The 26264-nt window shown below is 58.5% G+C and carries 21 protein-coding genes; 10 read left to right on the forward strand and 11 right to left on the reverse strand.

Annotation, left to right across the window (positions count from 1 at the left end; all coding sequences use genetic code 11):
• Positions 1–548 precede the first annotated feature (548 nt).
• The 3 genes from AB4Y89_RS17220 (at position 549) to rbsK (ending at position 4504) form a co-directional block, all read left to right on the forward strand.
• Positions 549–1949: a hypothetical protein gene (locus AB4Y89_RS17220; protein ID WP_442302172.1), complete on the forward strand. Its 1401-nt coding sequence runs from the start codon at positions 549–551 to the stop codon at positions 1947–1949.
• A 94-nt stretch (positions 1950–2043) separates the two neighbouring features.
• Entirely contained in the window at positions 2044–3360 is a 1317-nt protein-coding gene (locus tag AB4Y89_RS17225) for a peroxiredoxin family protein (RefSeq protein WP_442302173.1), read from the forward strand.
• 238 nt (positions 3361–3598) lie between these two features.
• Complete coding sequence (gene rbsK / locus AB4Y89_RS17230; protein ID WP_442302174.1) at positions 3599–4504, forward strand: ribokinase; 906 nt, start codon at positions 3599–3601, stop codon at positions 4502–4504.
• A gap of 251 nt (positions 4505–4755) precedes the next feature.
• Here rbsK and aspS read toward each other — a convergent pair whose 3' ends face one another.
• The 6 genes from aspS to AB4Y89_RS17260 all read right to left on the reverse strand — a co-directional run bounded on the left by aspS (position 4756) and on the right by AB4Y89_RS17260 (position 9943).
• A complete protein-coding gene (aspS, locus tag AB4Y89_RS17235) occupies positions 4756–6612 on the reverse strand; it encodes an aspartate--tRNA ligase (protein ID WP_442302175.1) in 1857 nt (618 codons plus the stop codon).
• A gap of 83 nt (positions 6613–6695) precedes the next feature.
• A complete protein-coding gene (gene msrB / locus AB4Y89_RS17240) occupies positions 6696–7133 on the reverse strand; it encodes a peptide-methionine (R)-S-oxide reductase MsrB (RefSeq protein ID WP_442302176.1) in 438 nt (145 codons plus the stop codon).
• 36 nt (positions 7134–7169) lie between these two features.
• The gene (locus AB4Y89_RS17245) at positions 7170–7574 is read right to left on the reverse strand and encodes a RidA family protein (RefSeq protein WP_442302177.1); all 405 of its coding nucleotides are present in this window, start codon (positions 7572–7574) and stop codon (positions 7170–7172) included.
• A 24-nt stretch (positions 7575–7598) separates the two neighbouring features.
• On the reverse strand, positions 7599–8327 hold the full coding sequence (locus tag AB4Y89_RS17250) for an aminotransferase class V-fold PLP-dependent enzyme (RefSeq protein ID WP_442302178.1): 729 nt from the start codon (positions 8325–8327) through the stop codon (positions 7599–7601).
• Positions 8213–8935: a GNAT family N-acetyltransferase gene (locus AB4Y89_RS17255; RefSeq protein WP_442302179.1), complete on the reverse strand. Its 723-nt coding sequence runs from the start codon at positions 8933–8935 to the stop codon at positions 8213–8215. Before AB4Y89_RS17255 ends, AB4Y89_RS17250 begins: the two co-directional genes overlap by 115 nt.
• A gap of 42 nt (positions 8936–8977) precedes the next feature.
• On the reverse strand, positions 8978–9943 hold the full coding sequence (locus tag AB4Y89_RS17260; RefSeq protein WP_442302180.1) for a VWA domain-containing protein: 966 nt from the start codon (positions 9941–9943) through the stop codon (positions 8978–8980).
• A 58-nt stretch (positions 9944–10001) separates the two neighbouring features.
• Here AB4Y89_RS17260 and parS point away from each other — a divergent pair, with 58 nt between their 5' ends.
• Both parS and AB4Y89_RS17270 read left to right on the forward strand, forming a co-directional pair.
• Positions 10002–10421 (forward strand): type II RES/Xre toxin-antitoxin system antitoxin, encoded by a 420-nt coding sequence (parS, locus tag AB4Y89_RS17265; protein WP_442302181.1) that lies wholly within the window; start codon positions 10002–10004, stop codon positions 10419–10421.
• Complete coding sequence (locus AB4Y89_RS17270; RefSeq protein ID WP_442302182.1) at positions 10421–10861, forward strand: RES family NAD+ phosphorylase; 441 nt, start codon at positions 10421–10423, stop codon at positions 10859–10861. The genes parS and AB4Y89_RS17270 overlap by 1 nt, the downstream gene beginning before the upstream one ends.
• A 222-nt stretch (positions 10862–11083) precedes the next feature.
• Here the strand turns inward: AB4Y89_RS17270 and AB4Y89_RS17275 are convergent, their stop codons facing one another.
• The 5 genes from AB4Y89_RS17275 to AB4Y89_RS17295 all read right to left on the reverse strand — a co-directional run bounded on the left by AB4Y89_RS17275 (position 11084) and on the right by AB4Y89_RS17295 (position 20311).
• Positions 11084–13537 carry a RelA/SpoT family protein gene (locus AB4Y89_RS17275; RefSeq protein WP_442302183.1) on the reverse strand — a complete coding sequence of 818 codons (2454 nt, stop codon included), beginning with the start codon at positions 13535–13537 and terminating at the stop codon, positions 11084–11086.
• Positions 13538–13728: 191 nt separating this feature from the next.
• On the reverse strand, positions 13729–16323 hold the full coding sequence (locus AB4Y89_RS17280; protein WP_442302184.1) for a TonB-dependent receptor: 2595 nt from the start codon (positions 16321–16323) through the stop codon (positions 13729–13731).
• A 58-nt stretch (positions 16324–16381) separates the two neighbouring features.
• Positions 16382–17110, reverse strand: a complete 729-nt coding sequence (locus AB4Y89_RS17285) for a phosphatase PAP2 family protein (RefSeq protein WP_442302185.1) — start codon at positions 17108–17110, stop codon at positions 16382–16384.
• Positions 17111–17362: 252 nt separating this feature from the next.
• A complete protein-coding gene (locus tag AB4Y89_RS17290; RefSeq protein ID WP_442302186.1) occupies positions 17363–18526 on the reverse strand; it encodes an alpha/beta hydrolase in 1164 nt (387 codons plus the stop codon).
• A gap of 159 nt (positions 18527–18685) precedes the next feature.
• Positions 18686–20311, reverse strand: a complete 1626-nt coding sequence (locus AB4Y89_RS17295) for a putative bifunctional diguanylate cyclase/phosphodiesterase (RefSeq protein WP_442302187.1) — start codon at positions 20309–20311, stop codon at positions 18686–18688.
• Between the two features lie 316 nt (positions 20312–20627).
• On the opposite strand from AB4Y89_RS17295, the gene AB4Y89_RS17300 reads away from it, so the two are divergent.
• From AB4Y89_RS17300 to AB4Y89_RS17320, 5 genes are all read left to right on the forward strand, one after another.
• Positions 20628–21812 (forward strand): diguanylate cyclase, encoded by a 1185-nt coding sequence (locus tag AB4Y89_RS17300; protein ID WP_442302188.1) that lies wholly within the window; start codon positions 20628–20630, stop codon positions 21810–21812.
• A gap of 55 nt (positions 21813–21867) precedes the next feature.
• Positions 21868–22101 carry a KTSC domain-containing protein gene (locus tag AB4Y89_RS17305; protein ID WP_442302189.1) on the forward strand — a complete coding sequence of 78 codons (234 nt, stop codon included), beginning with the start codon at positions 21868–21870 and terminating at the stop codon, positions 22099–22101.
• A gap of 74 nt (positions 22102–22175) precedes the next feature.
• On the forward strand, positions 22176–22472 hold the full coding sequence (locus AB4Y89_RS17310; RefSeq protein ID WP_442302190.1) for a prevent-host-death protein: 297 nt from the start codon (positions 22176–22178) through the stop codon (positions 22470–22472).
• The gene (locus AB4Y89_RS17315; RefSeq protein WP_442302191.1) at positions 22469–22876 is read left to right on the forward strand and encodes a putative toxin-antitoxin system toxin component, PIN family; all 408 of its coding nucleotides are present in this window, start codon (positions 22469–22471) and stop codon (positions 22874–22876) included. The genes AB4Y89_RS17310 and AB4Y89_RS17315 overlap by 4 nt, the downstream gene beginning before the upstream one ends.
• A 362-nt stretch (positions 22877–23238) precedes the next feature.
• Complete coding sequence (locus AB4Y89_RS17320; RefSeq protein WP_442302192.1) at positions 23239–26118, forward strand: bifunctional YncE family protein/alkaline phosphatase family protein; 2880 nt, start codon at positions 23239–23241, stop codon at positions 26116–26118.
• The last annotated feature ends 146 nt before the right edge of the window (positions 26119–26264 follow it).

Below are 26264 nucleotides of genomic sequence, written 5' to 3' on the forward strand. Positions count from 1 at the left end.
CTCTTCGACCATGCACCGTCAATCGGGCATGATAGTGATAGTCCATCCGTTCCTCCGGAAACTTCTATTTGCTCGTCACAAACAGAATCTCCAGATACAAACGGATGGACAACAACCTCTTGAAACATCACAGGTGCCCCACCCATCGCGATGCGATGGATTTGGCACCCAGAATTTGGGTTATTCCGAAATCAACTTGCACGATTTTTCCAGAAGTGCATAATAGACAACTAAGCAGTACAACGGAGCAGGCGTTTTGAAGACCTATCTTCACAACAACGCGATGAGTGCAGGCCGGAACGCGATGTTCGCGGCGACAGCGCGCGTTCTCTCTGTTGCGGCCACGCTCTGTGGTTGTTGCCGCTCACGATAGCTTTCCTGATCAATCCGAGTATGAGTGTGTGCGGGCATTGCTTCGTACTTTCTACCGTTGATCATCCTCTGACAATCTGAAGCGATTTGTTGCGGAACTTGTATTCCGCAGTGTCGCGTCGTCTTCCGGTGTTGTGTGCGTCTTGTCGCGTGCAGCCCAGGAAAGGTCTTGGACCATGAAGGTCGTGGAGTTGGCACGTCTGCGTCTGCCTGTTGTGGTGTCGTTGTTGTCGGCTGCGTTATTCGCCGTAAGTGTTGGAGCGTGGAGCGCTCGCGGCCAGATTGCTGTAAAGCGTCAGGGATATATTCCTTACACGGATGCGCCGATCCGCTACCTGCAGGATGAACTGCACGATCCCGTGGCCGAGCTCGAGAACAAGCTTGAAGCGGGAACGGTGAAACTGACGTATGACGATCGTCTGGGCTATCTGCCCTCGGTGCTGAAGGCGCTGCACATTCCCGAGGACTCGCAGACGCTGGTTTTCTCCAAGACCAGCTTCCAGTACAAGAAGATCTCGCCCGAACATCCGCGTGCGCTCTATTTCAACGACGACGTGTATGTCGGCTTTGTGCACGAAGGCAAGGCTCTGGAGATCGTCTCGTTCGATCCGAACCAGGGGGCTGCCTTCTATCTGCTCGATGCCAACAAGGCCGAGCATCCGAAGTTTGAGCGTGCCGAGCTGGACTGCACGCAGTGCCATATCGCGCCTGGCACACGCAATGTTCCCGGTGTGTTGGTGCGTTCGATCTATCCCTCACCGACAGGCACGTTGGCGAACTCGACGGAGTCGTTTGTCACCGGTCAGGAGACGCCGATCGCGAAGCGCTGGGGTGGATGGTATGTCACCGGCTCAGCCGGCAGCGAACGAACGATGGGTAACTCCATCATGCCTGCGGGATATGGCATTGCCAATGGACCGCGCGGCGATCCCGATCAAAGCCTGCAGCCGCTGGAACAGAAATTTCTCAATGCGGATTACCTGAATCCGCAGAGCGACATTGTGGCGCATCTGGTGCTGGCGCATCAGACGCAGATGCACAACCTCATCACACTGACGAACTACAAGACTCGCATCGCTTTCTTCGAGCACGCGAAGAAGAACAACGGCGTCGAAGGTCCGCTCACGCCTGAAGAGCGCACTACGTTTGAGAAGCCCGCGGAAGAGCTGGTGGGGTATCTGCTGTTTGCCAACGAAGCTCCTCTACCCGGGGCCGTGGCAGGAAACAACAGCTTTGCGCGGACCTTTGCCGCGGCAGGATTGCGCGATCGCAAAGGGCGATCTCTGCGCGACTTCGATCTGAAGAGGCGGATCTTCCGCTATCCCGTTAGCTATCTCATCTACTCAGACCAGTTTGATCAGTTGCCACAGGAGGCGAAGACCTATGTCTATCACCGCCTCTATGAGGTGCTGAGCGGAGCAGACCAAACGCCCGCATTCCAGAAGATCTCCGCGGCCGATCGCACAGCCGCGTACCAGATTCTGCTCGCGACCAAGCCACATCTACCGGAGGAGTGGCGACAGTCGGCTGCTGCAGCAGCACGGGCAGAAAGGCTATCCCGCCGAAGGGCGGGATAGCCAAATACATAGCAACCGCCCGTATCGCTGCAGTTCACCGACAACCTTTCGCAACAGAACTTCCTTCGCAACTGAAATTCAGGAGAAGCCTGTCATGACAATTCGCAATCGCACCATCGCATTTGCTGCCGTGGTCCTCAGCAGCTCGGCCGTCTTCGCACAAAACTCACTCGCAGGGCGCTGGGACGCGGCCTTCACTCTCAATGGAACGGAGATTCCGTTTCGTCTTGACATCTCCGAAGACGGCCAGCAGATCAAAGGCACACTCTTCAACGGAGACAAAGAGACCGAGAGCACAACCAGCGCGAAGCGCAATAACAATGAGGTCGTACTCGACTTCGAGCATTACCTGACGACGATTTCGGCGAACGCCGACGGGGAAACGCTCACAGGCAAACTGCGTGGACGCTTTGAACGCGAGAAGTACATCGCCGATTATCCCTTCCATGCAACCCGCCATATCGATGCCACGGCAGCAGCATCTGCGCAGGCGCCAAACATCGCGGGTAACTGGGAGATTCCGCATGAGACCGCGAAGGGTGAGAAAGCATGGCGCTTGATCGTGAAGCAGAACGGCGCGGAAGCACAAGCGTCGATTCTGCGTATCGATGGCGACACCGGGGCGTTGACCGGAACTTATAAGAACGGAAGCTGGCTGCTGAGCCACTTCGATGGAGCTCGTCCTCTGCTGGTGCGGGTAACACCAAAAGAGGACGGTACGCTGGAGGTGAAGACCGAAGGCGCCTATACTCCGACGGAAGCGCTGACTGCGTATCGCCCCGAGGTGGCGCGCAGCAAGGGCTTCGCGGAGCCTGAGAACTACAGCAAGCACACCACAGTACGGGATGCGAATGAGCGGTTCAGCTTCAAGTTCCCGGATGTAAACGGCAAGCTGGTCTCCAGCGACGATGCCCGCTTCAAGAACAAAGTGGTTCTCGCAATCGTGACTGGAACCTGGTGCCCGAACTGCCATGACGAGGCGCGTTACCTGGTCGAACTCGACAAGAAGTATCGCGATAAGGGACTGGAGATCGTTGCCCTGAACTTCGAAGAGCCAGAGCAGCAGGACTCGCTCGCTCGCGAGAAGGCATTCATCAACCACTATGGCGTGAAGTACACCTATCTGCTCGCCGGCGCCCCGGCAGAGATGTGGGAGAAGGTGCCTCAAGCGGTGAATCTGAACACCTGGCCAGCGACGTTGTTTGTAGGTAAGGATGGCCGCGTGCGGCTGGTTCACTCGGGCTTCGCCTCGCCTTCGAGCGGAGCCTTCAACGATCAGCTCAAACAGGAATTCACTGCGGAGATAGAAGCGCTCCTCGCAGAGAAGGACGTCAAGAACCTCGCGGACAACGGGACTGCACCGTTGACTTCGCACACGACGGCGTCGACAAACCATAACGCTTCTTACTAAACCCCTCACGCCGGCAGCGGAGGCCGCGACACCTCTGCTGCCGATTTTTATGAGGAATTGAATGATTGAAGGATGGAATTAGAAAGGCACCGACGCTCCGCTGGTCAGAGCTTTTGTATTTGCCCCATAGGTGTCGTGTAGAGCTTGTGCATCTATGGGCGTTTTCCGCAATGAAAACGCCACTGCACGCTCCTTCCGGGATACCCAGCAACAGAAAAAATGCTCTAGGATGAGGTTCGTGCAGAAGTCGGTGCTGGTGATTGGAAGTCTCAACCTGGATCTTGTCGTGCATGCGGAGCGCATTCCGCTTGCCGGTGAGACGGTTCGTGGCAGCGGATACGAGTCCCTGCTGGGTGGTAAAGGCGCAAACCAGGCTGTTGCGGCAGCCAGGCTGGGAGCTTGGGTGCGTATGGTGGGCCGCGTCGGTAGCGACAACTATGGGGGTGCGCTGCTGGACGGACTGGATGAAGCCGAGGTGGATGTGACCGGTGTCCAGGTGAGTGAAGGGCCTTCGGGTCTGGCAGTAATTACTCACTCCTCCGATGGACAGAATGCGATTGTCGTACAACCAGGCGCGAATGGTTTAGTAACAGCAGCGGATATCAGAGCGCAGGAGTTTGCAGAGGCAGGTGTCGTCCTGCTGCAACTCGAGATCCCGATGGATGCGGTGGTTGCTGCGGCGCAGGCTGCACACAAGGCCGGCATTGCAGTCATCCTTGATCCCGCTCCTGTTGCTGCATTGCCGACGGAGTTGTTGCGTGTGGTGACATGGTTGACTCCGAATGAGACTGAGGCGACGCAGCTGGTTGCAGGCTCGATGGAGCCACAGCAAACGGCTGAGCGATTGTTGGCGATGGGATGCCGCAATGTGGCGCTGAAGCTGGGCGAGCGCGGAGCGTTTCTGATGGGCGCTGATTGTGAGGCGACGCTGGTGCCTGCGTTTGCAGTAAAGGCTGTAGACACCACGGCTGCAGGGGATTGCTTCAATGGGGCGTTTGCGGTGCGATTGCTGGAGGGGGATTCGCCACAGGCGGCGGCGCGGTATGCGAATGCAGCTGCTGCGATCTCAGTGACGCGTTTAGGTGCGCAGGTGTCAATGCCTTCCAGGGATGAGGTAGAGGATTTGTTGGGGCGTAGTAGTTAGATAGCCCGTACAGTGGGTGCCCCATCCATTGCGAAGCAATGGGTGGGGGTGTTCGAGCGAAGCTCGAATCGTCTTTTGTTATTTCATAGCGAAGTCGCGAATATCCCACCCATCGCGCTATCACCCCAACGAACAAGTTCGTCGGGGACCCCGATATGCGATGGATGGGGCACCCAGTGTATGGGCTTAGATAGACAACATAAAACCCGCCCTACAAAGGGCGGGTTTTATGTTGTTTCCTTTGACCTTACCTAGCTGCGCACCGTAGGCCGCAGGTGAAGCTCCTTCAACTGCATGTCGGTGGCGTGGCTGGGAGCGTCGACCATCAGGTCGATGGCCTTTGCTGTCTTGGGGAAGGCGATGACCTCGCGCAGGCTTTGTGCGCCGGCCAGCAGCATGACGATGCGATCGATGCCGAGGGCGATGCCGCCGTGCGGAGGCGTGCCGTACTCCAGCGCATCGAGGAAGAAACCGAAGCGCTCCTTGGCCTCTTCATCGCTCATGCCCAGCGAACGGAAGATCTCAGCCTGTACGTCCTTGCGATGGATACGGATAGAGCCCGAACCCAGCTCCAGACCGTTGAGCACTACGTCGTACGCCGAGGCCCGTACGGCTCCCTTGTCATTAAAGAGAGCTCCGGAGATGATGTCCTCTTCGTGCGGTGAGGTGAACGGGTGATGCGCAGCGTCCCAGATCTTCTTCTCCTCGTTCCACTCGTACATGGGGAAGTCGGTGACCCAGAGGAATTTGTAGTCGTCGGGCGTGCCCTTCTTCTCGAAAAGACCGTGCTTGTCGGCGTATTTCTTCGCCAGTTCCAGGCGAAGCTGGCCAACACGCTTCCAGATCCACTGGCGATCGAAGTTCCACATCTCCGGCGTTTCCAGCTTGGGTGTGACGACCACTGCCAGATCATTGGGCGTGAGGCTCGATCCGTTGAAGGCAACGAGCTCGGCGTTCAGCTTCTCAGAGATAGCATCGGCCAGCGGAACGAACTGCTCGGCGGTACGCAGGCGGACGAGGTCGAGCAGGTCAAGACCGCTATCGCCGAACGAGGCGCGAACCTCGCTGAGCAGCGACTTGCGGGCAGTGCTGGAGAGCTCGCCGACCGAAGGAATCACAAAGCCGAGCACGGGCAGCTTCTGCTCGATCTTGAGGGTGGTGCGCAGCTCGGGCGTCAGCACGTCGGTCAGATCGGCCATCGCCGGCAGGCGCATGTCGGGCTTGTCGATACCGTACTTGCGGATGGCCTCGTCGTAGCTCATACGCAGGAAGGGGGTATTGATGGTCTCGCCCACGGCCGAGAAGGAGGCGGTGAGGAAGCGCTCGACGACAGCAAAGACCTGATCCTGCGTGGGGAAGGTCATCTCCAGGTCGATCTGGGTGAACTCCGGCTGGCGGTCGGCGCGGAGATCTTCGTCGCGGAAGCAGCGGGCGATCTGGAAGTAGCGGTCGAAGCCCGAGATCATCAGGATCTGCTTGAAGATCTGCGGCGACTGCGGCAGCGCATAGAAGGTGCCGGGATGGACGCGAGAGGGAACCAGGTAATCACGTGCGCCTTCCGGGGTGGAGCGCGTCATGAACGGAGTCTCGATCTCGAGGAAGCCTTCGTCGGAGAGCGTCTGGCGGATGGCCTGGTTGACCTTGTGGCGCACGAGGAAGTTCTGCTGCATCTCGGCGCGGCGCAGGTCGATGTAGCGGTACTTCAACCGCATCTCTTCATTCTGAATGGCGTCATCGGCCGGCGAGAAGGGCGGCGTCTTGGCGTCGTTCAGAATCAGCAGCTCGGTAGCCAGCACCTCGATCTCGCCGGTCGGCATCTTAGGGTTGACCAGCGATTCCTCGCGCAGGCGAACCTTGCCGAGGGCGGCGATGACGTACTCAGGACGCGCGGCCTCGGCTTTGGCCAGCGCGTCATGGCCGGAGAGCGACTTGTCGAGCACCACCTGGGTGATGCCGGTACGGTCGCGCAGGTCCAGAAAGATCAGGTCGCCGTGGTCACGGCGGCGGTTGATCCAGCCCATCAGGACTACGGGTTTGCCGGCATCTGCGGCGCGAAGCTCTCCGCACCGGTGTGTGCGGGTAGTGGAACCTAGAAAATCCAGTGTCACGATAGTGTCTATTGTACGAATTCGCGGCTGTTAAATCGAAATGGCCCGCAGGTTCGCGGGCCATTTTGGGGTAATAGACAGAATTACTTCGGTTCTTTGTCGAACTCCAGCGATGCGGAATTGATGCAGTAGCGAAGACCAGTGGGGCGAGGACCGTCGGGGAAGACGTGGCCAAGGTGGCCGCCACAGCGCGCGCAGGTCACCTCGATCCGGCGCATGCCGTAGCTGCTGTCCTCATGCGCCTCAATTACATCAGCCGAGATAGGCTGCCAGAAGCTGGGCCAGCCGGAACCTGAGTCGAACTTCTTGTCTGAGGTAAACAGCTCGGCGCCGCACCCTGCACAACAATAGGTTCCATCTTGGTGATTCTGGTGCAGAGCACCGGTAAATGCCGGTTCTGTACCTTTCCGGCGCAGGATATGGAACTGCTCCGGTGTGAGTTGCTGACGCCACTCCTCTTCGGTCTTGTGGATCTTGCCGCTGGTCGTCGTCTGCTCATCGAGCATAGGTGTTTCGGCCATTGGAATCTCCTTTTGCTTGTTAGACGCCTGGAGGGCTTAAGCGGATTCCTTGGCGATGACCTCGATCTCAACCAAAGCATCCTTGGGCAGCGCTGCTACCTGGATCGTGGTGCGCGCCGGAGCCACGGTGCCCGCCGGGGCAAGATACCTGGCGTAAATCTCGTTCATTGCGGCGAAATCCTTCATGTCCTTGAGGAAGACAGTGGTCTTGACCACATGCACCATATCCAGGCCGGCGGCGGCGAGAACAGCTTTCAGGTTTTCCAGTACGCGGACGGTCTGCTCTTTAATGCCACCTTCGATCAGGTTGCCGGTAACGGGGTCGAGGGCGACCTGGCCGGAGGTGAAGAGTGTGTCACCTACGCGGATAGCCTGCGAATAGGGGCCGATGGCGGCCGGTGCTTCCTTGGTGGAGACGGCGGTCTTGTTGGTGTCGCTCATGAGGGCAGTTTACGCCAGCCGGGTTTACGGGACAGAGTTGAGCGCGGGGAACAGATTGCGGAGCATTGCTGGTTGAACATCCCCCATCACACTGATCTGGCCCCAACCTCTAGACTGCAGATAGCCGCTTTGATGGGCAATGTGATACCCGGCCTGATAACAGGATTCAGCGATGCCCGTGGGAAGAGCGAAGGTCGCGATGACAGGTGAGGCTTCGTGGTCCTGAGTCAACGGTGGAAGCTCTGCAGTGAGCAGGTTTTCGCGGACAAGAGCGGCAACTTCGGCATAGCGGCGGAAGCGTGCCTGGGTTCTGGAAGCTGAACCGTAGTAGTGGCGTAGAGCAGCATGCAGGGCTACAACCTGAGGCGAAGCAAGAGTGAACCTGGGAGCTTCGGCGTGGATGGCGGCATGAATATCGAAGACGGATGGAAGATGCCGTGGCTGCATCCGATCAAGCGCATCTTCATTCGCGAAGATAAGAGCGAGGCCCGCATATGAACCCAGAGCCTTTCCACTGACTGCGGATGCGAGAAAGAGAGCGAGGCCCTCGAGCGGCACAGCACCGAGACTGCTGACGCAGTCTGCCATGAGGGGAATGCCGTGTTCGCGGCAGAGCCGGTCGAGCCGATGCAATGGATTCAGACGGCCAGTACTGGTTTCAAGATGAACGGCCCATACCCATGCAGGGCGCCGTTGTATGGCATCTGCGATCTGCTGGAAGTTCCATGCTTCGTTCCACTTCCACTCGAGCACTTCATGGCGAAGGCCGGCACGAAGAGCTTGCCCAAGGAGGCGGCCGCCAAACTCTCCGTTTGCCACCATCGCCGGAAGAGGGACTCGTGGACGCCGGCCGGGAGTTTTTCCAGGGAGAGGGCCATGGGAACGAAGCTGGCGTCGCCATCGGGAACGGGCGGACCCAATGCTTCAAAACCAACGGAGCGATACATATCGAGGCGTTCGACTACGCCGGAGATGAGGAGATGGGTGCAACCATCGCGCCTGGCGAAGTCATAGACCTTCCAGAAGAGTCCGGCCAGCACCATGCCTCCGCGCGACTGCGGAGTGACTGCAAGCATCCGCACTTCGCACGGTTTTGTGCCGAAGGCGTAGATCGCGGCTTTTGCAGGCAGACGCTTTTCGGTTGAGAAGGGAGGCGTGGTGTTAGCGGAGATCATGCCCTGCAGCTTGCCGTCGCGCAGAGCGATGAAATAACGGTTTGTCGCGTGGAAGCGGTCTGGCAGTCTGCCGTTTTCTCGCGGAGCGTGCTGCTGGATTTCTTCCGCGAATGTCTGGTGATTTAGCCGCTCGATCTGGTCGATCTCTTCGGCGGAAGACGCTTCCTTGAAAACCAGCCCTCGCATCTCCCGGCAATGTTACAGGAATGTTTCAGCGCCGGGGAGGGTTTACTGTGCCCCGGCTGGTCCGGCCCAGTAGCTCTGGCGGGCGCGGAGTTTCGCGTCGGGATAGTCGGGGATGGAGATGGTGATGCGATGCAGCCCCGGTTCGACGGTGGCCGGCGGCTGGAAGCTGAGCAGGTAATAGTCGTGGATGTGGTTCGACAGCCGCAACATACCGTTATCGAAGCCTTTCTGGGTGGTGAAGTTGATGTACTCGCCGCCTGAGAGCTCTGACAGGGTTTTGGGGACGTTCTTCTTCAGGGCGTTGACTGCCATGACGAGGAGACCGAGGGGCCCGGAGCCCATCTGGCCGTGGAAGAGGCTATTCACAATCTCGGTTTTGCCGGGGTTAAAGCTTACGGAATCAACGACGACATTCGAGCGGCCGAGTTCTTCAACGACGGCTTCGGGTTTGACCTTGCTGCCGTGGTCCCGGGTCTCCCCGACGAGCAGGATGGCGCGCCGGTAGCGGCTGGGACGCTGGGACAGAGCTTCGGCGGCATATTTCACGGCGTCGAGCGTGTTGGCCCCGCCATCTTCGCAGGGCTTGAGGGCGTTCAGCGTCATTGTGGTCTTCTCCATGTTGCCGGTGAAGTCCTGCAACAGCTCCGGGCCGGAGGCGTAACGGGCCACAGCGATGAGCTTGGGTGCACCGCCGACGATGCTTTCTACCATCGTTGCCAGGCCGCTGATGTTACCGAACTGCATCATGGACTCGCGGCCGCACTCCACCATGACGAAGAGCGCGATGCCCTGCTGATCGGCGTCTTCATCGAGACGGATCTTCTGCTCGACCCCGTTATCCTGCACCACAAATTGTTCAGGTTTAAGGCCATAGAGCCGCTCGCCCTTGTAATCGACTGAAACCGGTACCTGCACCAGGTTGGTGTTGACGCGGATGGTCGGGGTTTCCTGCGCGAAGGAGATGCTGGAGACGAGGAGGAGAAGCGCGGCGAAGAGGCTCTTCTTCATGGATGTTCAGGATAACCTGTATAACATTTTGCCGTTATTTTTGTGGCATAATGTTGGTATGAATACCGCAATGGTCCAAATCGGTGATTGGCTCGGTCTCGGTGCTCCGGTGACCGAGGCGGCGGTGCTGAAGATCGTTGAAGCGCGGCTCGCGCCCTCGGTCGTTGGGCGCCTCTCGGAGCTTGGGCTGGAGCGGGCGGAGATCGACGCAGTTGTGATTCCGTCGCGCACCCTGCAGCATCGCAAGGCGAAGCGAGAGAAGCTGACGCTGGAGGAGTCTGACCGGGTACTGCGGGTGATCCGTGTGCTCTCGGCGGCAGAAGCAACGTACGGCTCGCGCGAGCGTGCACTGGCGTGGCTTCGCCGGCCGCATGTGAGGTTGGACGAGCGGACCCCATTGTCGCTGCTGAAGACGGACACCGGCAGCCGCATTGTCGAAGAGATGCTGGTACAGATCGACGAAGGCTTCTTCGTCTAGTGATTCTCTGGCGCATCAGCCGTTTCAAGGATCTGAAGGGCGTTGGCGGACAGCGTGCGCCCGGGCGCTGGCACTTTGCCGGTCAGCCGGTTGTCTATCTGGCAGATCATCCCGCGGCTGCATTGCTCGAAGTCTGTGCGCATACAGCGGCTAATGATGTGCCACCGGCATTCACGTTGCTGCGCATTGTGGGCCCGACGGTGAAGCTGGATGAGATTCGCGCATCACAGCTTGGCGCGGGATGGCAGCACGATCTCGAACGGACACAGCATCTCGGAACAGAGTGGCTGCGTGAGGCTGAAACAGTGCTGCTGAAGATACCGAGCGCGATTGTTCCGGAGACGGCGAATTATCTCTTTAATCCCTTGCATCGCTCGGCAAAGCGATTCCGGATCGCGGAGAGTTATGCGTATCCGTTTGATGCGCGGTTGAAGCGGTAATTTCGGTCTGTAACTTTGTCATCCTGAGCAATGCGAAGGATCTGCTTTCTAATTCCTGCCCGTTAGGGTGGATAGGGAAGCCACAAAAACTAAAGCGGATCGAGCAGAGCTCGATACTCCACATCTCGGCCGTGCCGAGATGTGGGGCACCCCGATGTATGGGCAGCATAAAGCAGGTCCTTCGCTTTGCTCAGGATGACAAAACAAGAAGATGGGTCGCTTTTAGATCTTATTCACGCGCTGGACGTCGCGGACGCCTTGGACGCGGCGGAGGTCGTTGACCAGTTTGTTCAGGTGTTTCAGGTCGACGGTCTCGACGACAAACTCGACGGTGGCGGTGCCGTCGTCGTTCGAGCGTGATTCCACGCTGCGGATGTTGGTGTCGTCGTCGGAGATGATGGCGGTGAACTCCTTCAGCATACCGGTGCGGTCGTCGCAGGTGAGGATGAGTTTCACGGGATAGGTGGTCTGGCGGGCGTTCGCCGATGGTGTAGCCGACCACTCCACATTGATGCGGCGGTCGCTCTCGTAGAGCAGATTCTGTACGTTTGGACAGCTTCGTGCGTGCACAGCCACGCCTTTACCGCGGGTGACATAGCCCACGATCTCTTCGCCCCGGATGGGATTACAACATCGCGCGCGGTAGACAAGCAGGTCGTCCTGGCCTTCCACCTGCAGCGAGTCTGATCCTTTGCCGAAGAAGACGCGCTTGACCGCCTCGGACATCTGTCCGGGCGTGGGAAGGGTCGGCTCCGTGTCGGTTTCAATCGGCATAGTGCTGCCGGGTTCCAGTTTGTTGAGCACCTGGCGTGATGACAGCTTGCCGAAGCCGAGGCCGGCGAAGAGATCCTCTCCATTGCCGAGACCGTACTCATTGGCAACGCGGGTGAAATCGGCTTCGGTCAGTTTGGTGATGGCGACCTTGAACTTGCGGCCCTCGCGGTCGAGGAGCTTGCGGCCGATCTCGATGGCGCGTTCGCGCTGGTGCACGTTGATCCAGTGCTTGATCTTGTTGCGGGCGCGGGAGCTCTTGACGAAGCTGAGCCAGTCGCGGCTCGGAGTATGACCGGTCTGGGTGGAGATCTCGACGATGTCGCCGTTGTGCAGCTTGGTGCGGAGAGGAACGATGCGTCCGTTCACACGGGCGGCGACGGTCGTGTTACCGACGTCGGTGTGAATGGTATACGCGAAGTCGATCGGTGTGGCGTCCTTCGGTAGCACCACCACCTTGCCCTTGGGGGTGAAGGTGTAGACCTCCTCCGGGTACAAGTCGATCTTGAGCGTCGACATGAACTCGTTGGGGTCGGTCATCTCGCGCTGCCATTCCATGATCTGGCGTACCCAGGCGAGGCGCTGTTCGTCCTTGTCGGTGACAGATTCGTTAGCCTTGTACTTCCAGTGCGCTGCGATACCTTCTTCGGCGATGCGGTGCATCTCCTCGGTCCGGATCTGCACCTCGAACTGGTGGCCGCCATCGGCGATGAGGGTGGTATGCAGCGACTGGTACATGTTCGGCCGCGGCATGGCGATGAAGTCCTTGATACGGCCGGGGACAGGACGCCAGGTGGAGTGCAGCAGGCCAAGCATGGCGTAGCATTCGCCGACGGTCTGGGTGATGACGCGAACGGCCAGAAGGTCGTAGACCTGGTTCAGTGGAAGCGACCCATCCTGCAGCTTCTGCTGGATGGAGTAGAGACGCTTGATGCGGTACTCGACGCGGCCATGGATGTGGTGTGAGGCGAGTTTCTCCTCCAGGACCTTGGCGATGCCCTGCAGGAAGCGTTCGCCCGCGTCACGGACCTGGTCGACCTCTTTCTCGACCTGCTGGTAGGCGACGGGATCGACGTAGCGGAAGGCAAGGTCTTCGAGTTCGCCGCGAAGCTTACCCATACCCAGGCGATGGGCGAGAGGGGCGTAGACGTCGAGGGTCTCTCTGGCGATCTTCTGCTGCTTCTCGGGTCTCAGGTGCTCCAGCGTCCGCATGTTGTGCAGGCGGTCGGCCAGCTTGATGAGCACAACGCGGACATCGGTGACCATGGCGAGAAGCATCTTGCGGATGTTTTCCGCCTGGTGGTCTTCGCGGTTGGCGAACTTGATCTTGTCGAGCTTGGTGACGCCCTCGACAATGTGGGCGACCTGATCGCTGAAGCGGGTCGAAATCTCGTCGGCGGTGACGTCGGTATCTTCCACCGCGTCATGAAGCAGGCCGGCGGCGATGGCGGTGGCGTCCAGCTTCATCTCCGCGAGCAACTGGGCGACCTCGAGCGGATGGATGACGTAGGGTTCGCCGGAGGCACGTTTTTGGTCGGCGTGGTTCTCCAGGCAGAAGATCCAGGCTTTGCGGATGACCTCCATGTCGTCGCCGGGGCGGAAGGTCCGGACGGTCTCGAGCAGGTGCGCGAACTTTACGTCAATGCGCTGAGCCGAGGCGCTATCCAACCAGGTCAGGTAGGGTGTGACGGAGGTCGGTTTGGCGAGGGGAGCTAAGGGCTTTTCCGCCAGAATGCCGCTGGGAGAGGCCAACGAATCGTGGACCGAGGCATCTTCCAGAGCTTTGGGCACAGAAATCGGCTGCTCCAGATCAACGCCGTTGGCGGCGGAGACGGCGCTGGAGGTGATCTCGGGAGGCGTCAATCCGGACCCAGCCTGCGTGGTCGCAGGCCGTGCGATGGCCATAACTGATTCTAGAGCGTTTTTCCTGTTGCTGGGTATCCCGGAATGGACGTGCGGTGGCGTTTTCATCGCGGAAAACGCCCATCGATGCGGAAACCCTGCTCTACACCCGCAGGAAAAACGCTTTATCCCCTTAAAGAAAAGAACGGAGAGCCGTTTCCGGCCCTCCGCAAGGTTGGTTACTCGTGCTTCGGTTACTGTCGCCGGGACAGACCGATGGTGAAGGAGAGCATAAAGCTGCGTCCGGGCAGGAGGCCCACGGTGTCTCCTGAGGCTGGCGTGAAGACGTAGTTGGTGCGGGTGAGCGGTACCGAACCAGTCGGATTCACGCTGGTGATGTTGTGCTGGTCGAAGAGGTTGTTGACGCTGAAGCGGATCTTGGTCTGGTCGAAGATGGATCCGCGGCGCATCGTGAAGTTCACGTACATGTTGGTGACGTTGAACGTATCGATCGGCACCGCCTGGTTGGCATTGGTTCCAAGGACCGGGTTCAATTGCACAGGGTCGGTCGAGAGCGGCGCAGCGTACTTGCCGTCGTTCCACATCGGGCCGATACGCTTGTTGAAGATGCCAAGGTTGAGGTATTTGTCCTGGAAGGTCATGCCCAGGCTCTCGGTGTTGGAGGGCGTGCTGGCGACCCAGAGGTTGTAGTTCGGATTCGCCTTGCCGCCGACCGTATCACTGACGTATTTGGCGGTGCCGGCGGTTCCGTTGGCGAAGAGGCTGAGGCCCTTGCCAAAGTAGACATTGGTCTCGCCTTCAAAACCCTTGGTGACCGAGTCGCCTTGCGAGGTGTAGTTCACAAAGTTCGGGTCGCTGGGCGCAGAGTAGGCGTTGCCGAAACGGACATAGTAGACATCGGCGTTGAGGGTAACGCGGTGCAGTTTGAGGACCGAACCGGTCTGGTAGCTCTTGGCATAGCTGGGATCGGGCAACGTCTTGAGGACAGCGGCCTGGCTGGAGCCGGTCGAAGTCTGATTGATATCGAAGACGTTGCTGGGAGGAATCACGCTGCCAGTGGCAAACTGCCCATAGACCGACCAGTTGGGACGGATGCGGTAGTTGGCGTCGACGGACGGAAGTACTGAGTTGTAGCTGGCGTTGTTCCGAACATACGGAGCGCCGTTCAGGCTGCCGACCGTGGATCCGTTATCGGCATACTGCTTCAGGTCCATGGTGTAGTGTGCGAACTTCAGGCCGCCTGTGAGCGTGAGCTTGCTGGTGGCGTGGTACTCGTACTCGGCGTAAGGCTGGTAGGAGTTGGTCCAGAACTGCTCATGGAAGTTGGGCAGTGCGCTGTCGACCTGGGTGATGGGATCCTGAGGGATCTGGAAACGGTCGGTTGCAGCCCACTCGTACCACATGCCCACGCGGAAGATCCCGAAGCGGGAAACCTGGCTCAGGCTGGTGATCTCACCGTATTTGCGATAGCTGTTCAGCTTGTCAGTACCGCAGGGCAGAGCTCCGCTGACGGGCGTGGAACAGTTGGGTTCGCTGACCGTGCCCTTCTTCGGTGTAGCTGCGTAGTTCTGCTTGTTGTTGTAGCTGTAGGTGTAAGGCTTGGTATCGAGCGACCAGCCGTGGCCGAGCTGCTGCTTATAGCCGATGTACTCGAAGTCCGTAGGCACATGGTAGAAGTTGTACTTGTAGTAGTTCGCCTGCGTTGAATCAGTATTCTGCAGCAGGTAGTTATCGCCGTACTGGGCTACCTGGGCGCGTGTGGGTCCCTTGATATTGGGCGTGTTGGAGTCAAGCCAGAGCACGCTGGCGAAGCCCGTCAGGATTTTGTTCTCAGAGAACTTGAACTGGTACTTCAGCGCGCCGGCGTTGCGGGTCTGGTAGTTGAAGGTCTGGTAACCATCGGAGTCCATGTGATGGACATCGATGAAGACGTTATTCCGTTTGGACGCGCCGCCGAAGTTTCCCGAGTCGTAGTTCACATCGATCAGCTTGGTGTTGAAGGAACCGTAGCTGATGCCACCGCGGATGTTCTGGACGTCGGGCATCTCCTTCGAGAGCAGATTGATAGAGCCGCCGAAGGGCGTCGGCCCGACGGTTGAGGCAGAGCCGGGTGAGCGGTCAAAGTCGACGCCGCCGAGGAACTGCGACGGGAAGAAGGCCCAGGAGTGGTGCGAGGGCGAGTTGGTGTCGTTCCACGGAATACCGTCGAAGGTGATGTCGTAGTTGCCGTCGGAGAAACCGCGGAAGAACATCTTCGCGTCACCCAGACCTACGCCGTTCGCATTCAGGCTGTACGTTCCGGGTGCGTTCTGCAGAACTTCGGTGTAGTCCGCGGTCGGCGCAACGTAATTCTGGATATAAGTGGAATTGATCTCGGTGCGGGCGCTGCGGGCGTCAAGCACGCCATCCATCACCGCATAGGCGGCAGCGATGGAATTGGCGTTAGCAGCGTCAACGGTGATCTGCTCGTTGGCGCCGCCGACCTTCAGGGTCAGTGTGACGTCCTGCGTGTTGCTGGCAGCCAGCTGTACACCCTGGCGTGTCGTGAGGGCGAAGCCGGGCGCGGAGGCCTCGACGGTGTACGTTCCCGCGGGCAGGCCGCTGGCGTTGAAGTGACCCTCGGCGTCGCCGCGTACGTTGCGGACAACCTTGGTCTCTTCATTCCGCAGAACGACGGTCGCGTTGGGAATGGACGCGCCGATGGCGTCTTTCAAGGTTCCAGAGAGAGTTCCGGTCTGCTGTGCGATTGCAGGCAAACCAAGGGAAACAGCAACAAGCGCCACAGCAAAGGCAGCGCGCGTTCTGGCTAAGAGAGAAGATCGAAGCACGAGAGTATCTCCTGATTTTTTTCGTTACGACTTGGGCCGGAAGGTGCAAGGTGCAGCGTTAGTGCGTATTGCCCGAGACGGTGCGTAGCTCCTCGCGTGCGGCAGCGAGGTCTGTCTGAAACTTCGGATTGGCAAGCATGTTGCCGAAGGCGGCATAGGCGATGCGCCGGCTGGCTTCGGTATCGGCGCGATAGTGAACGCCGCATACCACGCGGTTGTGCGCATACTCATCGGCGCGCGCCAGAATGGCATCGCGCTTTTCAGGAGCCAGCTCCGCGAGGGTGAGCGCCAGCATGTAGCCGGAGAGCGAGTGGCCGCTCGGATAGGAGTTATGCACGTCGGTCAGTTTGCAGACCGGATGCAGCGTCTTATCCGATTGGTAAGGGCGCGGACGCTGGAATAGCGCTTTCAGCTCTCCGCCAAGAACGGACTGGTCGCCTTTGACATGGTTCGAAAGCTCCGCGATCAGCGGCAGTTTTGCCGCCGTAAACGACGGACCCATAACGGTGCGGAAGACGAAGATATCCTCTTCCTCATCATCCGCTTTGGCGGCTGCAGCCTGCGCCGGCGTACGTGATGTTTCGACGCGATGGACTTCAGCGAGTTCGGTGCGGGTCTGCGGATCGTTGTCCGACGGCGGCGCCGGAATCAGATCGGCGATATGCAGCACCTGCGTGTTGACGTAATAGGCGGTATGCTTCGCTGGCGCGGGTGCCGATTGCGCACCTCCACCTGCCTCCAAAGACAGCAAAATTGCCAGAGACGAGACAACTATTCTGTTGTTCACAATGGGCTGAAAGTAGCCCAGAAATGTGAATAGAAGGTGTGGCGTCTATGAATGGAAGGTTGATTTGCCCTGTTTTGGCGTGATTTCTGTGGAACTTAAGTCTGGCTTAAGTTTGGTTGACCGAATTGGATGACAAATCTTGGAGCGTTTTCCCTGTTGCTGGGTATCCCGGAAGGGGTGTGCAGCGGCGTTTTCATTGCGGAAAACGCCCATAGATACGGGAGCCCTACACGACACCTGCGGTGAAAAGCTCTAACGCAGCAGGCCCGCCTGGGGGACCTTTTTCTGATGGACCCACAGCAATAACTGATCGAAGGCGCGGCCGACTTCGTCGGCATTCATAGTGCAGTGACCTTCGCGATGAACGTAGGTTTGCACGTAGTTGTTGCCGAAGCCCGCCTCTTCCACCATGCGGCCATACAGTGTCATGGAAGTTGCCGGGACGAGGGGGTCAAAGACCGTGTGCAGTGCCAGCATAGGACGGGTGAGCTTTCCCGTTGGGGTGTACCAGGTCGCGACCCATTTGCGCGCCTTGTCGTCGGCGGCGTAGCGGCGCACACCGTCGTTGAGGGCGTAGTCGGTATGCGGGTCTTCGCTGGAGCGGGTATAGATGTAATTCCGGTTCTCGAAAGGATTGCCGCCTGCCTTCCTCTGAAAGTCAGCCATCTGCCAGGTGATGTACATCATCAGGTTGGCCACCTGCAGATCCGTGTGTTCGTAGGTGATATCCCGCATACTCGCCGCGGCGGCGGGCTTTGCCTTCAGGGCAGTGAGGATCTTCTGGCGCAGGCCGTCATTCTCGATGAAGTCCTGCGGTGTCGGCACCAGCGGAGGAAAGATGCCGGGGAAGAAGTAGTCAAAGGCAGCGCGCCAGGCAAATCGCCGCGAGGCCCACTCGTAGGTTGGTTCCACGGCTCCGCAGAGATCGAGACCGGCGACATACTGCTTGGGATTCAGCTCCAGCGTCATCATGGTCAGAGCTCCCCCCATGGAGCCGCCGGCGACGTAGGTCTCTTTCGGCTGACCGTACTTTTTGGTGAAGTACTTCCGTAGGTGTTCGGTCTCAGGATAGGCGGCCTGCAGGGCCCACCCGGTCTGGGAGTAGCCGCTCTGGATCACGGCGAAGCCGCGTTGGAACATTGGCCGGGCCTGATCATGCAGTTGCGCGTCGGAGCGGTAGTGAAACGACTGCTCGCTGTAGCCGTGGTAGAAGACGACCAGGGAGTGGTTCCAGTTTGCCGGAACATCGATGCGGTAGGCTGCATTGCCCATGGAACCGGTCTCAACGGTGCCGGACTGGGTCTTCAGGATATTCGGCGGCGTGCTCGGACTCTCGTCGATCTCAGCATTGCGCTGGGCAAATCCTGTGGTTGCCAGCCAGAGGCTGGAAATGAGGAGCAAAGCAACTGGGCGCATGGGTGAAGCCATTGTAAGTCGAAGGTATGTCGAGCCTGCGATCAGGTTAGAGCATTTTTCCTGTTGTTGCGTATCCCGGAAGGAGGGTGTAGCGGCGTTTTCATTGCGGAAAACGCCCATAGATGCGAACCCTCACGCTACACCCGCAGGGAAAATGCTCTATCCCTTTTCCTGATGATCCAGCAGGAACCCGGTCAGTTCCGGCAGAAACATGGGCCGGGCCAGCAAAAAGCCCTGGGCGGCATCGCAACGCAGATGGCGCAGCAGGTCGAGCTGCTCGGGTAGTTCGACCCCTTCCGCCACGACCTTCAGACCGAGTTGATGGGCCATGCGCAGGATGGACTCTGCCAGGGCGGCGCTGTCTTTATCCACCTGGATATCGGTGACGAAGGCGCGATCCATCTTGAGCTTGTCGATAGGGAAGCGCCGCAGATAGCTGAGGGAAGAGTACCCTGTGCCGAAGTCGTCGATGGCGGTGGCGATACCGTGCTGGCGCAGCCGCTGGAGGGAGAACGCTGCTTTCTCCGGATCATCCATCAGGGAGCCTTCCGTGATCTCCAGTTCCAGGTTGCCGGGAGCGACCTGGTATTTCTCCAGGGTCGAGATGATCATCTCCACGAGATTGTCCTGCTGAAACTGGCGCGGAGAGAGATTGACGGCGAAGCGAGGGCTGTACTCGAGGGAGGAGCGCAGGGCGTTGAGCTCGCGACAGGCAGTTTCAAGAACCCACTGGCTGAGGGGGACAATAACGCCCGTTTCCTCGGCGACGGGAATGAACTTAGCCGGAGAGATAAACTCACCCGTCGGCCTACGCCAGCGCAGAAGAGCTTCCATGCTGACGACTTCGCCTGTCTGCAGGTCGAACTCCGGCTGATAGGCCAGCAGGAACTCGTTGCGTCCGAGCGCATGGCGCAGATCGTTTTCAAGTGCCAGCCGCTCCAGCAGGGCTTTGTCGACTTCCGGATTGAAGATGCGGAAGTCTCCTCGTCCCGCGGCTTTGGCGCGGTCGAGTGCGGTGTCGACCTTGCGAAGCAGGGTTGATACATCGGCGCCGTCATCCGGATAGACGGCTACACCGATGCTGGAGGTGATATGAAGCTTGTGGCTGCCGACGGTCAGCGGCTCCGAGACGGCATGAAGGATCTTTCGGCAGATCGTGGAAAGAGCGCCTTCCTGTTCGATCTTTGGCAATACGGCGAGGAACTCATCGCTGCTGATGCGGGCCAGGGTCTCGCGTGGACCGACGACAGTACGCAGACGCTGCGCTGTCTGCCGCAGGATCAGATCGCCTACTTCATGTCCGAGCGTGTCGTTGACGCCTTTGAAACGATCCAGATCGACCAGGGCTACGGCAAACCTTCCTTCCGGGCCGCAGCGACGGATGCTGTTGCGGATACTGATCTCCAGTTGCGACCGTGTCTGCAGACCGGTCAGGGCATCGATCCCGTTGGAAGCCTTACTGCTGGCCTGCTTATCTATCAGCAGGGCGACATTGCCTACGGCGACTCCGCAGCCCACCATGGCGACAACCAGCGAAACTCCCAGCATGATGCCCGGGTGCCGTGTGCCGAAGCCGCCGGCGGGAGAGAAGGATGCCAGATGGTAGAGCGACCATATGGCGCAGGCAAGCAAGGCACCGCCGATGGTAGCCAGAAATTGGCGCCTCTGCGGAGTCAGATCGGCGCGCCTCGCGCTCAGGCGCAGCAGCCAGCATGCGAGCAGCAGGGTGGCAAGCACCAGCACAGCCCAGAACAACATGGTTACTGTCGAGGGGCTTTCAGGCATTCGGGCTCATCCCGTTTTTGGTCTCCACATCGAAACTGCATTGGCACATTTGGACCACGCGGCTTAGGCTCTGCAGGATACGGAAAGGCGACTGCCTACCAGATAGATTGCCTCCCGGAAAGATCCGATCGGGCGGGCGGTTCTCATCATATGTTATTTCGGAACAGAGAGAAGCCTGGGAACCAAATCGGCTTCCGAGGGGCGGATTACCAAACTGGTACTGGAGTGAAGGCCCCTTGCATTGCTACAATCTCGCTGTCCGCGACCTGCGGCCTCACCATCAGGCCAGTTTTCTCTGGGGGTGGCCGCTCCTGCCATGAATACGTACAACCTCTTGCTGATCAATGCGCTTACCATGCTGGTTTATGCTGCGGGGCTCTRCTCGCTGCATATCAGCTACCGGCGGGCGCGCGGCATCTGGTGGTTCATGGTGTCGTGTGTTGCCGCCGGCGCCTCCAGCGCCCTGATTGCCGGACACAACCTTTTTCCCAGGAATCTTCATCTCGGCCTCAGCATGCTGCTGTTGCCGGTGAGCCTGTGGCTGCGCCATACGGGCTTCGCCGAGTTCCTGCATGTCAAAACCCGTCATCTATGGACGAATGCTGTCCTGGTCGCGCTTTATGCCGGTTTTCTGATGAGGTTTGTCGTGCTGAGGAATGAGCCGCTCCGCGGCTTTCAGCTACTCTCAGTGATTCTGGCGATTCAGACCGCGCTGAGTGTCGAAGTGCTGCTGCGCTTCGGTATTGAAGAAAACCGCCTGCTGCGCATCATTACAAGTATCGTGATCTCCCTGGTAGCCCTCTTCCGGCTGTTCTGGCAGGTAGTTGAGATACGCTCCAATGTCCTGGGAGTCTCCGGCGAATCCATTGCTCACGCGCAGTGGCCGGTCAATATGCTCTTCAATGCAGCGACGATCTTCTGCTTCGTGGGGATCTTCGTTAGCCAGATGGGGCTGGACCTGCGTGAGATTGCCAGCACCGATGCCCTGACCGGAGCCTTGAACCGCCGTGCTCTCGAATCCCAGGCCGCGCGCGAGATGGCCCGCTGCCGCCGCTACGGCTTTCCGCTGTCAGTCGTGGTTTTGGACCTGGATCACTTCAAACTGCTGAACGATACCCACGGCCACAACGCCGGTGACGCCGCTCTGTGCCTGGTGGTGCGTGACCTGCAATCGGCGCTTCGCGGGACCGACCTGCTATGCCGCTCAGGTGGTGAAGAGTTTCTGATTCTGCTGCCGCATACGGATCACGCCACCGCGTTACACCTGGCCGAACGCCTGCGTAAGCGCATCTCGCAGATCGTTGTGCCGGTAGAAAACAAGAAGGTCGGCGTTACCGCCAGCCTGGGGGTGGCGAGCTGGAACGGAGCTGCCGAAAGCTGGACGACGATGGTGAAGCGTGCCGATGCCGCGCTCTATATGGCGAAGAATGCCGGACGGAACCGGGTCGTCACGGGAGAAGAGCATCCTTCGTCCACGGAGACGAGCGAACAGTTAGCTTAGTTCATACATCCGTTTCCGGAACCTGTCTCATCCATGGTGGGGGTACTCCTGAAAGATGAGGCGGCGAGCGGTGGAGTCGGAGAGCATCGCCTCGATCGGCTACAACGCGAGCCGGAACGAGCTAGAGATCGAGTTCCGCCAGAGCGGATCGGTGTATCGGTATTTCGGGGTGTTACCCGAGGAATACATCGAATTTATGGCAGCCGAATCGAAGGGAACCTATCTCAACCAGGTGTTTAAACCCAGAGAGCATCGGTATATCGTGGTGCGCGAGGGCCGCCAAAGGTAGGTGCGCAGCGCATTCCCTCGGGCATTTGCTCAGTGTAGCCAAAATGGCTACACTGAGGTTTCGGAGGCATTTTTATGCGACAGGTGTCTTTACGGGAATTCCGTACGCGAGGCTCAAAGGCGCTGAAAGAGATACCACAGGGCGAGACAGTTCTGCTGGCTGGGCAGGATGGTCCTGTCTATTTCCTTGTCCCGGTGCTCGATGATGTGATTGCGGAAGACCGCGAGCTTCGTAGGGCGCTGGCAAAGGCCAGCCTGCGTAAGAGTTGGAGACTCGCAGATAAATCCGGAGCTTCGAAGTTGAGCGAAGAGGAAATCAAGCAGGAGATCAAGACTGTTCGTTCTCGCCGTATTCAACGAAAGAACAAATGAGGCTGATCGTTCTCGATACGAATGTTGTAATCTCCGCTGGCATTAACACCGGTGCAGCTCCTGCACTTGTGATGGATTGGGTGCTGGAGGGGCTAGTTCAGACTGTGACTAGTCCGTGGACCGTAGCTGAATATCGAGAAGTCGCCCAGCGGGAAAAGTTTCGTCGTTATGGTTTCCCCCCATTCTGGCTGGAGTTCCTGATTGCTGAAAGCCTGCATCTGTCCGACCCGCCGGCTTGGCCTCTCCCAATGCCAGATCCAAAGGATGCTCCATTTCTTTCCCTTGCCCATATGGCAGGTGCGTGGCTTATTACTGGTAACTTGAAAGATTTTCCAGTTTCAGCCCGGCGCGGAGTTATGGTGCTTTCACCGACGGAATACCTGAATCGGTTGACCGAGGGTTAGAGAGAGAATTCCATCAAGCGGAATTTCGTAGTGCAAGTTGCAGATGATGCACACGGTGGGCCAGTTTTGCCGGCACCCAACCCACGATGCGTGGATCGTTGTGCCACCGCCGGAGTTCATCATTCATATCAAGTTGTGGTGATATATTTTTGCCGAGCTCGACATGAGATTCAGGCGATGGACAGCGGTATTCCGCCGAAATCGTGTGCGGGACGGAACAGAGCCGGCAATACAGCTCCTAAGTTGTGTAGATCGAATCCGATCGCTGGAACGACCGTGAGATTGCCGCTTCGCTTCGGGGCAAGGGCAAAAAACAAATATCTCGTTCTCTGCGGGATGCAAGCAGTTGAAGAGGAGACTCGATGGAATTCGCAAGGTCTAGGCAAATTGGCGTTCTGGCTGTTTCTTTACTCCTAGGTTCGGCGTTTTCCCTCGGTCAAACGGCCCCTGCGCAGGCAGGCAGTTCCGATTTCAACACCGCGCCGCCGAAGGATGAGGCGGTTGCGGCCGGAAAGGCTACGGCTTCCGGGCATGGGGCAGTATCCCAATCAGGCGGTCCGAACCGAACCGTGGGACTGCAGCAGGATGGTTCGATCGTCGCATCGGACAACCAGACGCTGACCCCGGCCGGCAAGATTGTTGAACTCGGCTCGCCCGTACGCGCCAAGGCGATTGCGCTCAATCCAAATCGAGCAATTCACAGCGCTGCCGTGCTGCTGATGGGGTCGCCGCAGCCGATCATCGTGTTCGACACCGTAACCGGGAAGGTTCTGCAGCGCTTCATTCCAGCGGATGCAGCAGCTCCCCCAAAAGAACTGACTGCGGGTTCTTTCACAGGCGTCACCTACTCCGCCGACGGCACGAAGCTACTTTTCAGCCAGGACAACAACTACGTCGTCATCGCGAATGTAAACCGGCAGACAGGCTTGTTGACCAACGCTCAAAGGGTCAGTCTGCCTGCGCCGCCTGCCGACGGACGTCCTTATCACAATGCGAAGTCCATCAATCCTGGCGGCATTGCCTTTTCTGAAGACAATAAACGCGCCTATGTGGCGTTGAATGTCACGAACACGCTCGGCGTAATCGACCTGACGGCGTCTCCTGCCAGGCTTATCAGTCAGATCCCTGTGGGCAATGTTCCGAACAGCGTTGTGGTTAGGGGGAACTACGCCTACGTCAGCAACGAGGGTGGCCGGCCGGCAACCAGCGCCGACTTCACGAACTACTCTGACGGCACGCCGATCGTGGTCGACCGTAAGGATGCCTTCACTCTCACCGGCACAGTCTCCGTCGTAAATCTCGCGCAGGGCAGGGAAGAGAAAACGATCTCCGTTGGTCTGCATCCAGCCGGCATGACGATCCTCGGTTCCAATCTGTACGTCGCCAACGCCTATAGCGACAGCTTGTCGGTGATTGATCTCAAGACCGATAAGGTCGTCCGCACCATTGATCTGAGTGTTCCGATTGCCGGTGGCGTCTTCGGCTCCGGGCCTAATGGAGTTGCCGTAACCGGCAATGGGAAGGCCTATGTGACGCTGGGCCAGGCGAATGCAGTGGCTGTCATTAATCTCCTGACCCGTGATGCGCACCCAGTCATCGGTTATATTCCGACGGCCTATTTCCCAACTTCCATCTCTTACGACACAGCGCAGAAGCAACTTGTAGTGGCTGACGACAAGGGGCTGGGAGCGCGGGAAATCTCGAGCACCAAGGACGGAGTTCCTCACTACAACACCCATTCCGACATGGGCGTCGTGAACCTGATTCCCGAGCCGAATGCCGGCGAGTTGGCGAAACTCAGCAAGCAGGTCTTTGACAACAATCATTGGAACCTGACCACGAACATCGAAGTCGGAAAAGAGTACATCGATCCTCATGCTGTGGCGGTAGCGGTTCCCAAACACATCGGCGAGCCGTCACTCATCAAGCATGTCTTTCTTATCATTAAAGAAAACCGCACTTACGACCAGATACTGGGTGATGTTGCCTGGGGCAACGGTGCCCCCGCGCTTGCGGTTTTCGCCTCTGCAGTGCCGAATCAGCATGCCTTCGTGAAGCGCTTCCCGCTGCTCGACAACGTCTACGCGCCAAGCCGCCAGTCCGCGGATGGCCATCCGTGGATTGGGATGTCAGGATCGTTCTACTCCAATGACATCTTGTCACCGGACTGGATTCGTTCTTATCCAGGTGGTGGGGCCGACGACCCTCTCACCTACACGCCGAAGGGTTTCTTATGGACAGCGGCGGAAGCGAAGGGACTTACCTCGAAGCTGTATGGCGAGTGGAGCAGCGACACTACCATCGCCCGTAAGGCGGACGGTTCGGCCTACACCTGGCTCGATTTCTATAACACCTCACTGTGCAAGGAAGGTAAGGCGCCGGCTGAGAGCTGCATCGTTCCGGATGACGCCGTCAAAGTAACTTCTTCGATCCCCTCGGCGGCGAAGATTATGGACCCGCACTATCCGCCGTTCAATCTCGACATTCCAGACCAGTACCGCGTCGACTACTGGATCAAGGATTTCCAGCAGCTGGACGCAGCCGGTCAGGTTCCCAATCTGACGATTCTTTGGCTTCCCGACGATCACACCGCCGGCACCTCGAAGGGCCATCCTTATCCCATCAACTACCAGGCAGACAACGATCTGGCTCTCGGCCGCATGGTAGAAGTCATCAGTCATAGCAAGGTCTGGGCTCAATCGGCCATTTTTGTCGAGGAAGACGATTCGCAAGGTGGCGCCGACCATGTTGATGGTCACCGTCAGCCGGTCTATGTCATCAGCCCGTACACCGCGGCTCCGAAGGAGCCTGGGCAGGGCAAGACGATTCACACGACCTATACCGCTGAGAATATCAACCGCACCATCGAGAACATCCTCGGCACGCAGCCTCTCACGCAGTTCGACCTGGTGGCATCGCCTATGTTTGACGCATTCCAGAACACCCCGGACCTGACGGCCTACGACGTCTGTCCTGCGGTGATTGCTCTGGACGAGGGACCCGGTTTGAAGGCCGGCAAGGATGCTTCGGAGACTCCGATACAGAAGGCCTGGTTGAAGGCCACCGCGGAGGTGATGAAGAACAAGTACGACAAAGCGGATTCAGTCGATCCGAACTTCCTCAATCACGTGACCTGGTATGCGACAACAGGATGGGATCGCCCTTATCCAGGCGAAGACAAGGTGCTGATGCCCGGACCCTTCGTCAAGGCCGCGAAAAAGTATCACGACAATGACGACTAGTGTCCTGAGTCAGAAGTTCTTGTCATAAATGTTGTCATCCCGAACGTTCGGGCCCCCAGCCAACTTGTTCGCTAGGGTGATTAGTGAAGGACCTGGTTGGAATCAAACTCCAAGTGCAACAGACACTACAAATAGATTCTTATAGA

Origin of the sequence: Terriglobus sp. 2YAB30_2 (genome assembly GCF_052114765.1) — a bacterium.
Lineage (GTDB): Bacteria > Acidobacteriota > Terriglobia > Terriglobales > Acidobacteriaceae > Terriglobus.

Excerpts from the sequence above, each read along its gene's own strand:
- AB4Y89_RS17220 (WP_442302172.1), top strand. The coding sequence starts at position 549 with ATGAAGGTCGTGGAGTTGGCACGTCTGCGTCTGCCTGTTGTGGTGTCG.
- AB4Y89_RS17225 (WP_442302173.1), top strand. The coding sequence starts at position 2,044 with ATGACAATTCGCAATCGCACCATCGCATTTGCTGCCGTGGTCCTCAGC.
- msrB (WP_442302176.1), bottom strand. The coding sequence starts at position 7,133 with ATGGCCGAAACACCTATGCTCGATGAGCAGACGACGACCAGCGGCAAG.
- AB4Y89_RS17245 (WP_442302177.1), bottom strand. The coding sequence starts at position 7,574 with ATGAGCGACACCAACAAGACCGCCGTCTCCACCAAGGAAGCACCGGCC.
- AB4Y89_RS17255 (WP_442302179.1), bottom strand. The coding sequence starts at position 8,935 with ATGCGAGGGCTGGTTTTCAAGGAAGCGTCTTCCGCCGAAGAGATCGAC.
- AB4Y89_RS17260 (WP_442302180.1), bottom strand. The coding sequence starts at position 9,943 with ATGAAGAAGAGCCTCTTCGCCGCGCTTCTCCTCCTCGTCTCCAGCATC.
- parS (WP_442302181.1), top strand. The coding sequence starts at position 10,002 with ATGAATACCGCAATGGTCCAAATCGGTGATTGGCTCGGTCTCGGTGCT.
- AB4Y89_RS17275 (WP_442302183.1), bottom strand. The coding sequence starts at position 13,537 with ATGGCCATCGCACGGCCTGCGACCACGCAGGCTGGGTCCGGATTGACG.
- AB4Y89_RS17290 (WP_442302186.1), bottom strand. The coding sequence starts at position 18,526 with ATGCGCCCAGTTGCTTTGCTCCTCATTTCCAGCCTCTGGCTGGCAACC.
- AB4Y89_RS17295 (WP_442302187.1), bottom strand. The coding sequence starts at position 20,311 with ATGCCTGAAAGCCCCTCGACAGTAACCATGTTGTTCTGGGCTGTGCTG.
- AB4Y89_RS17305 (WP_442302189.1), top strand. The coding sequence starts at position 21,868 with ATGAGGCGGCGAGCGGTGGAGTCGGAGAGCATCGCCTCGATCGGCTAC.
- AB4Y89_RS17310 (WP_442302190.1), top strand. The coding sequence starts at position 22,176 with ATGCGACAGGTGTCTTTACGGGAATTCCGTACGCGAGGCTCAAAGGCG.
- AB4Y89_RS17315 (WP_442302191.1), top strand. The coding sequence starts at position 22,469 with ATGAGGCTGATCGTTCTCGATACGAATGTTGTAATCTCCGCTGGCATT.
- AB4Y89_RS17320 (WP_442302192.1), top strand. The coding sequence starts at position 23,239 with ATGGAATTCGCAAGGTCTAGGCAAATTGGCGTTCTGGCTGTTTCTTTA.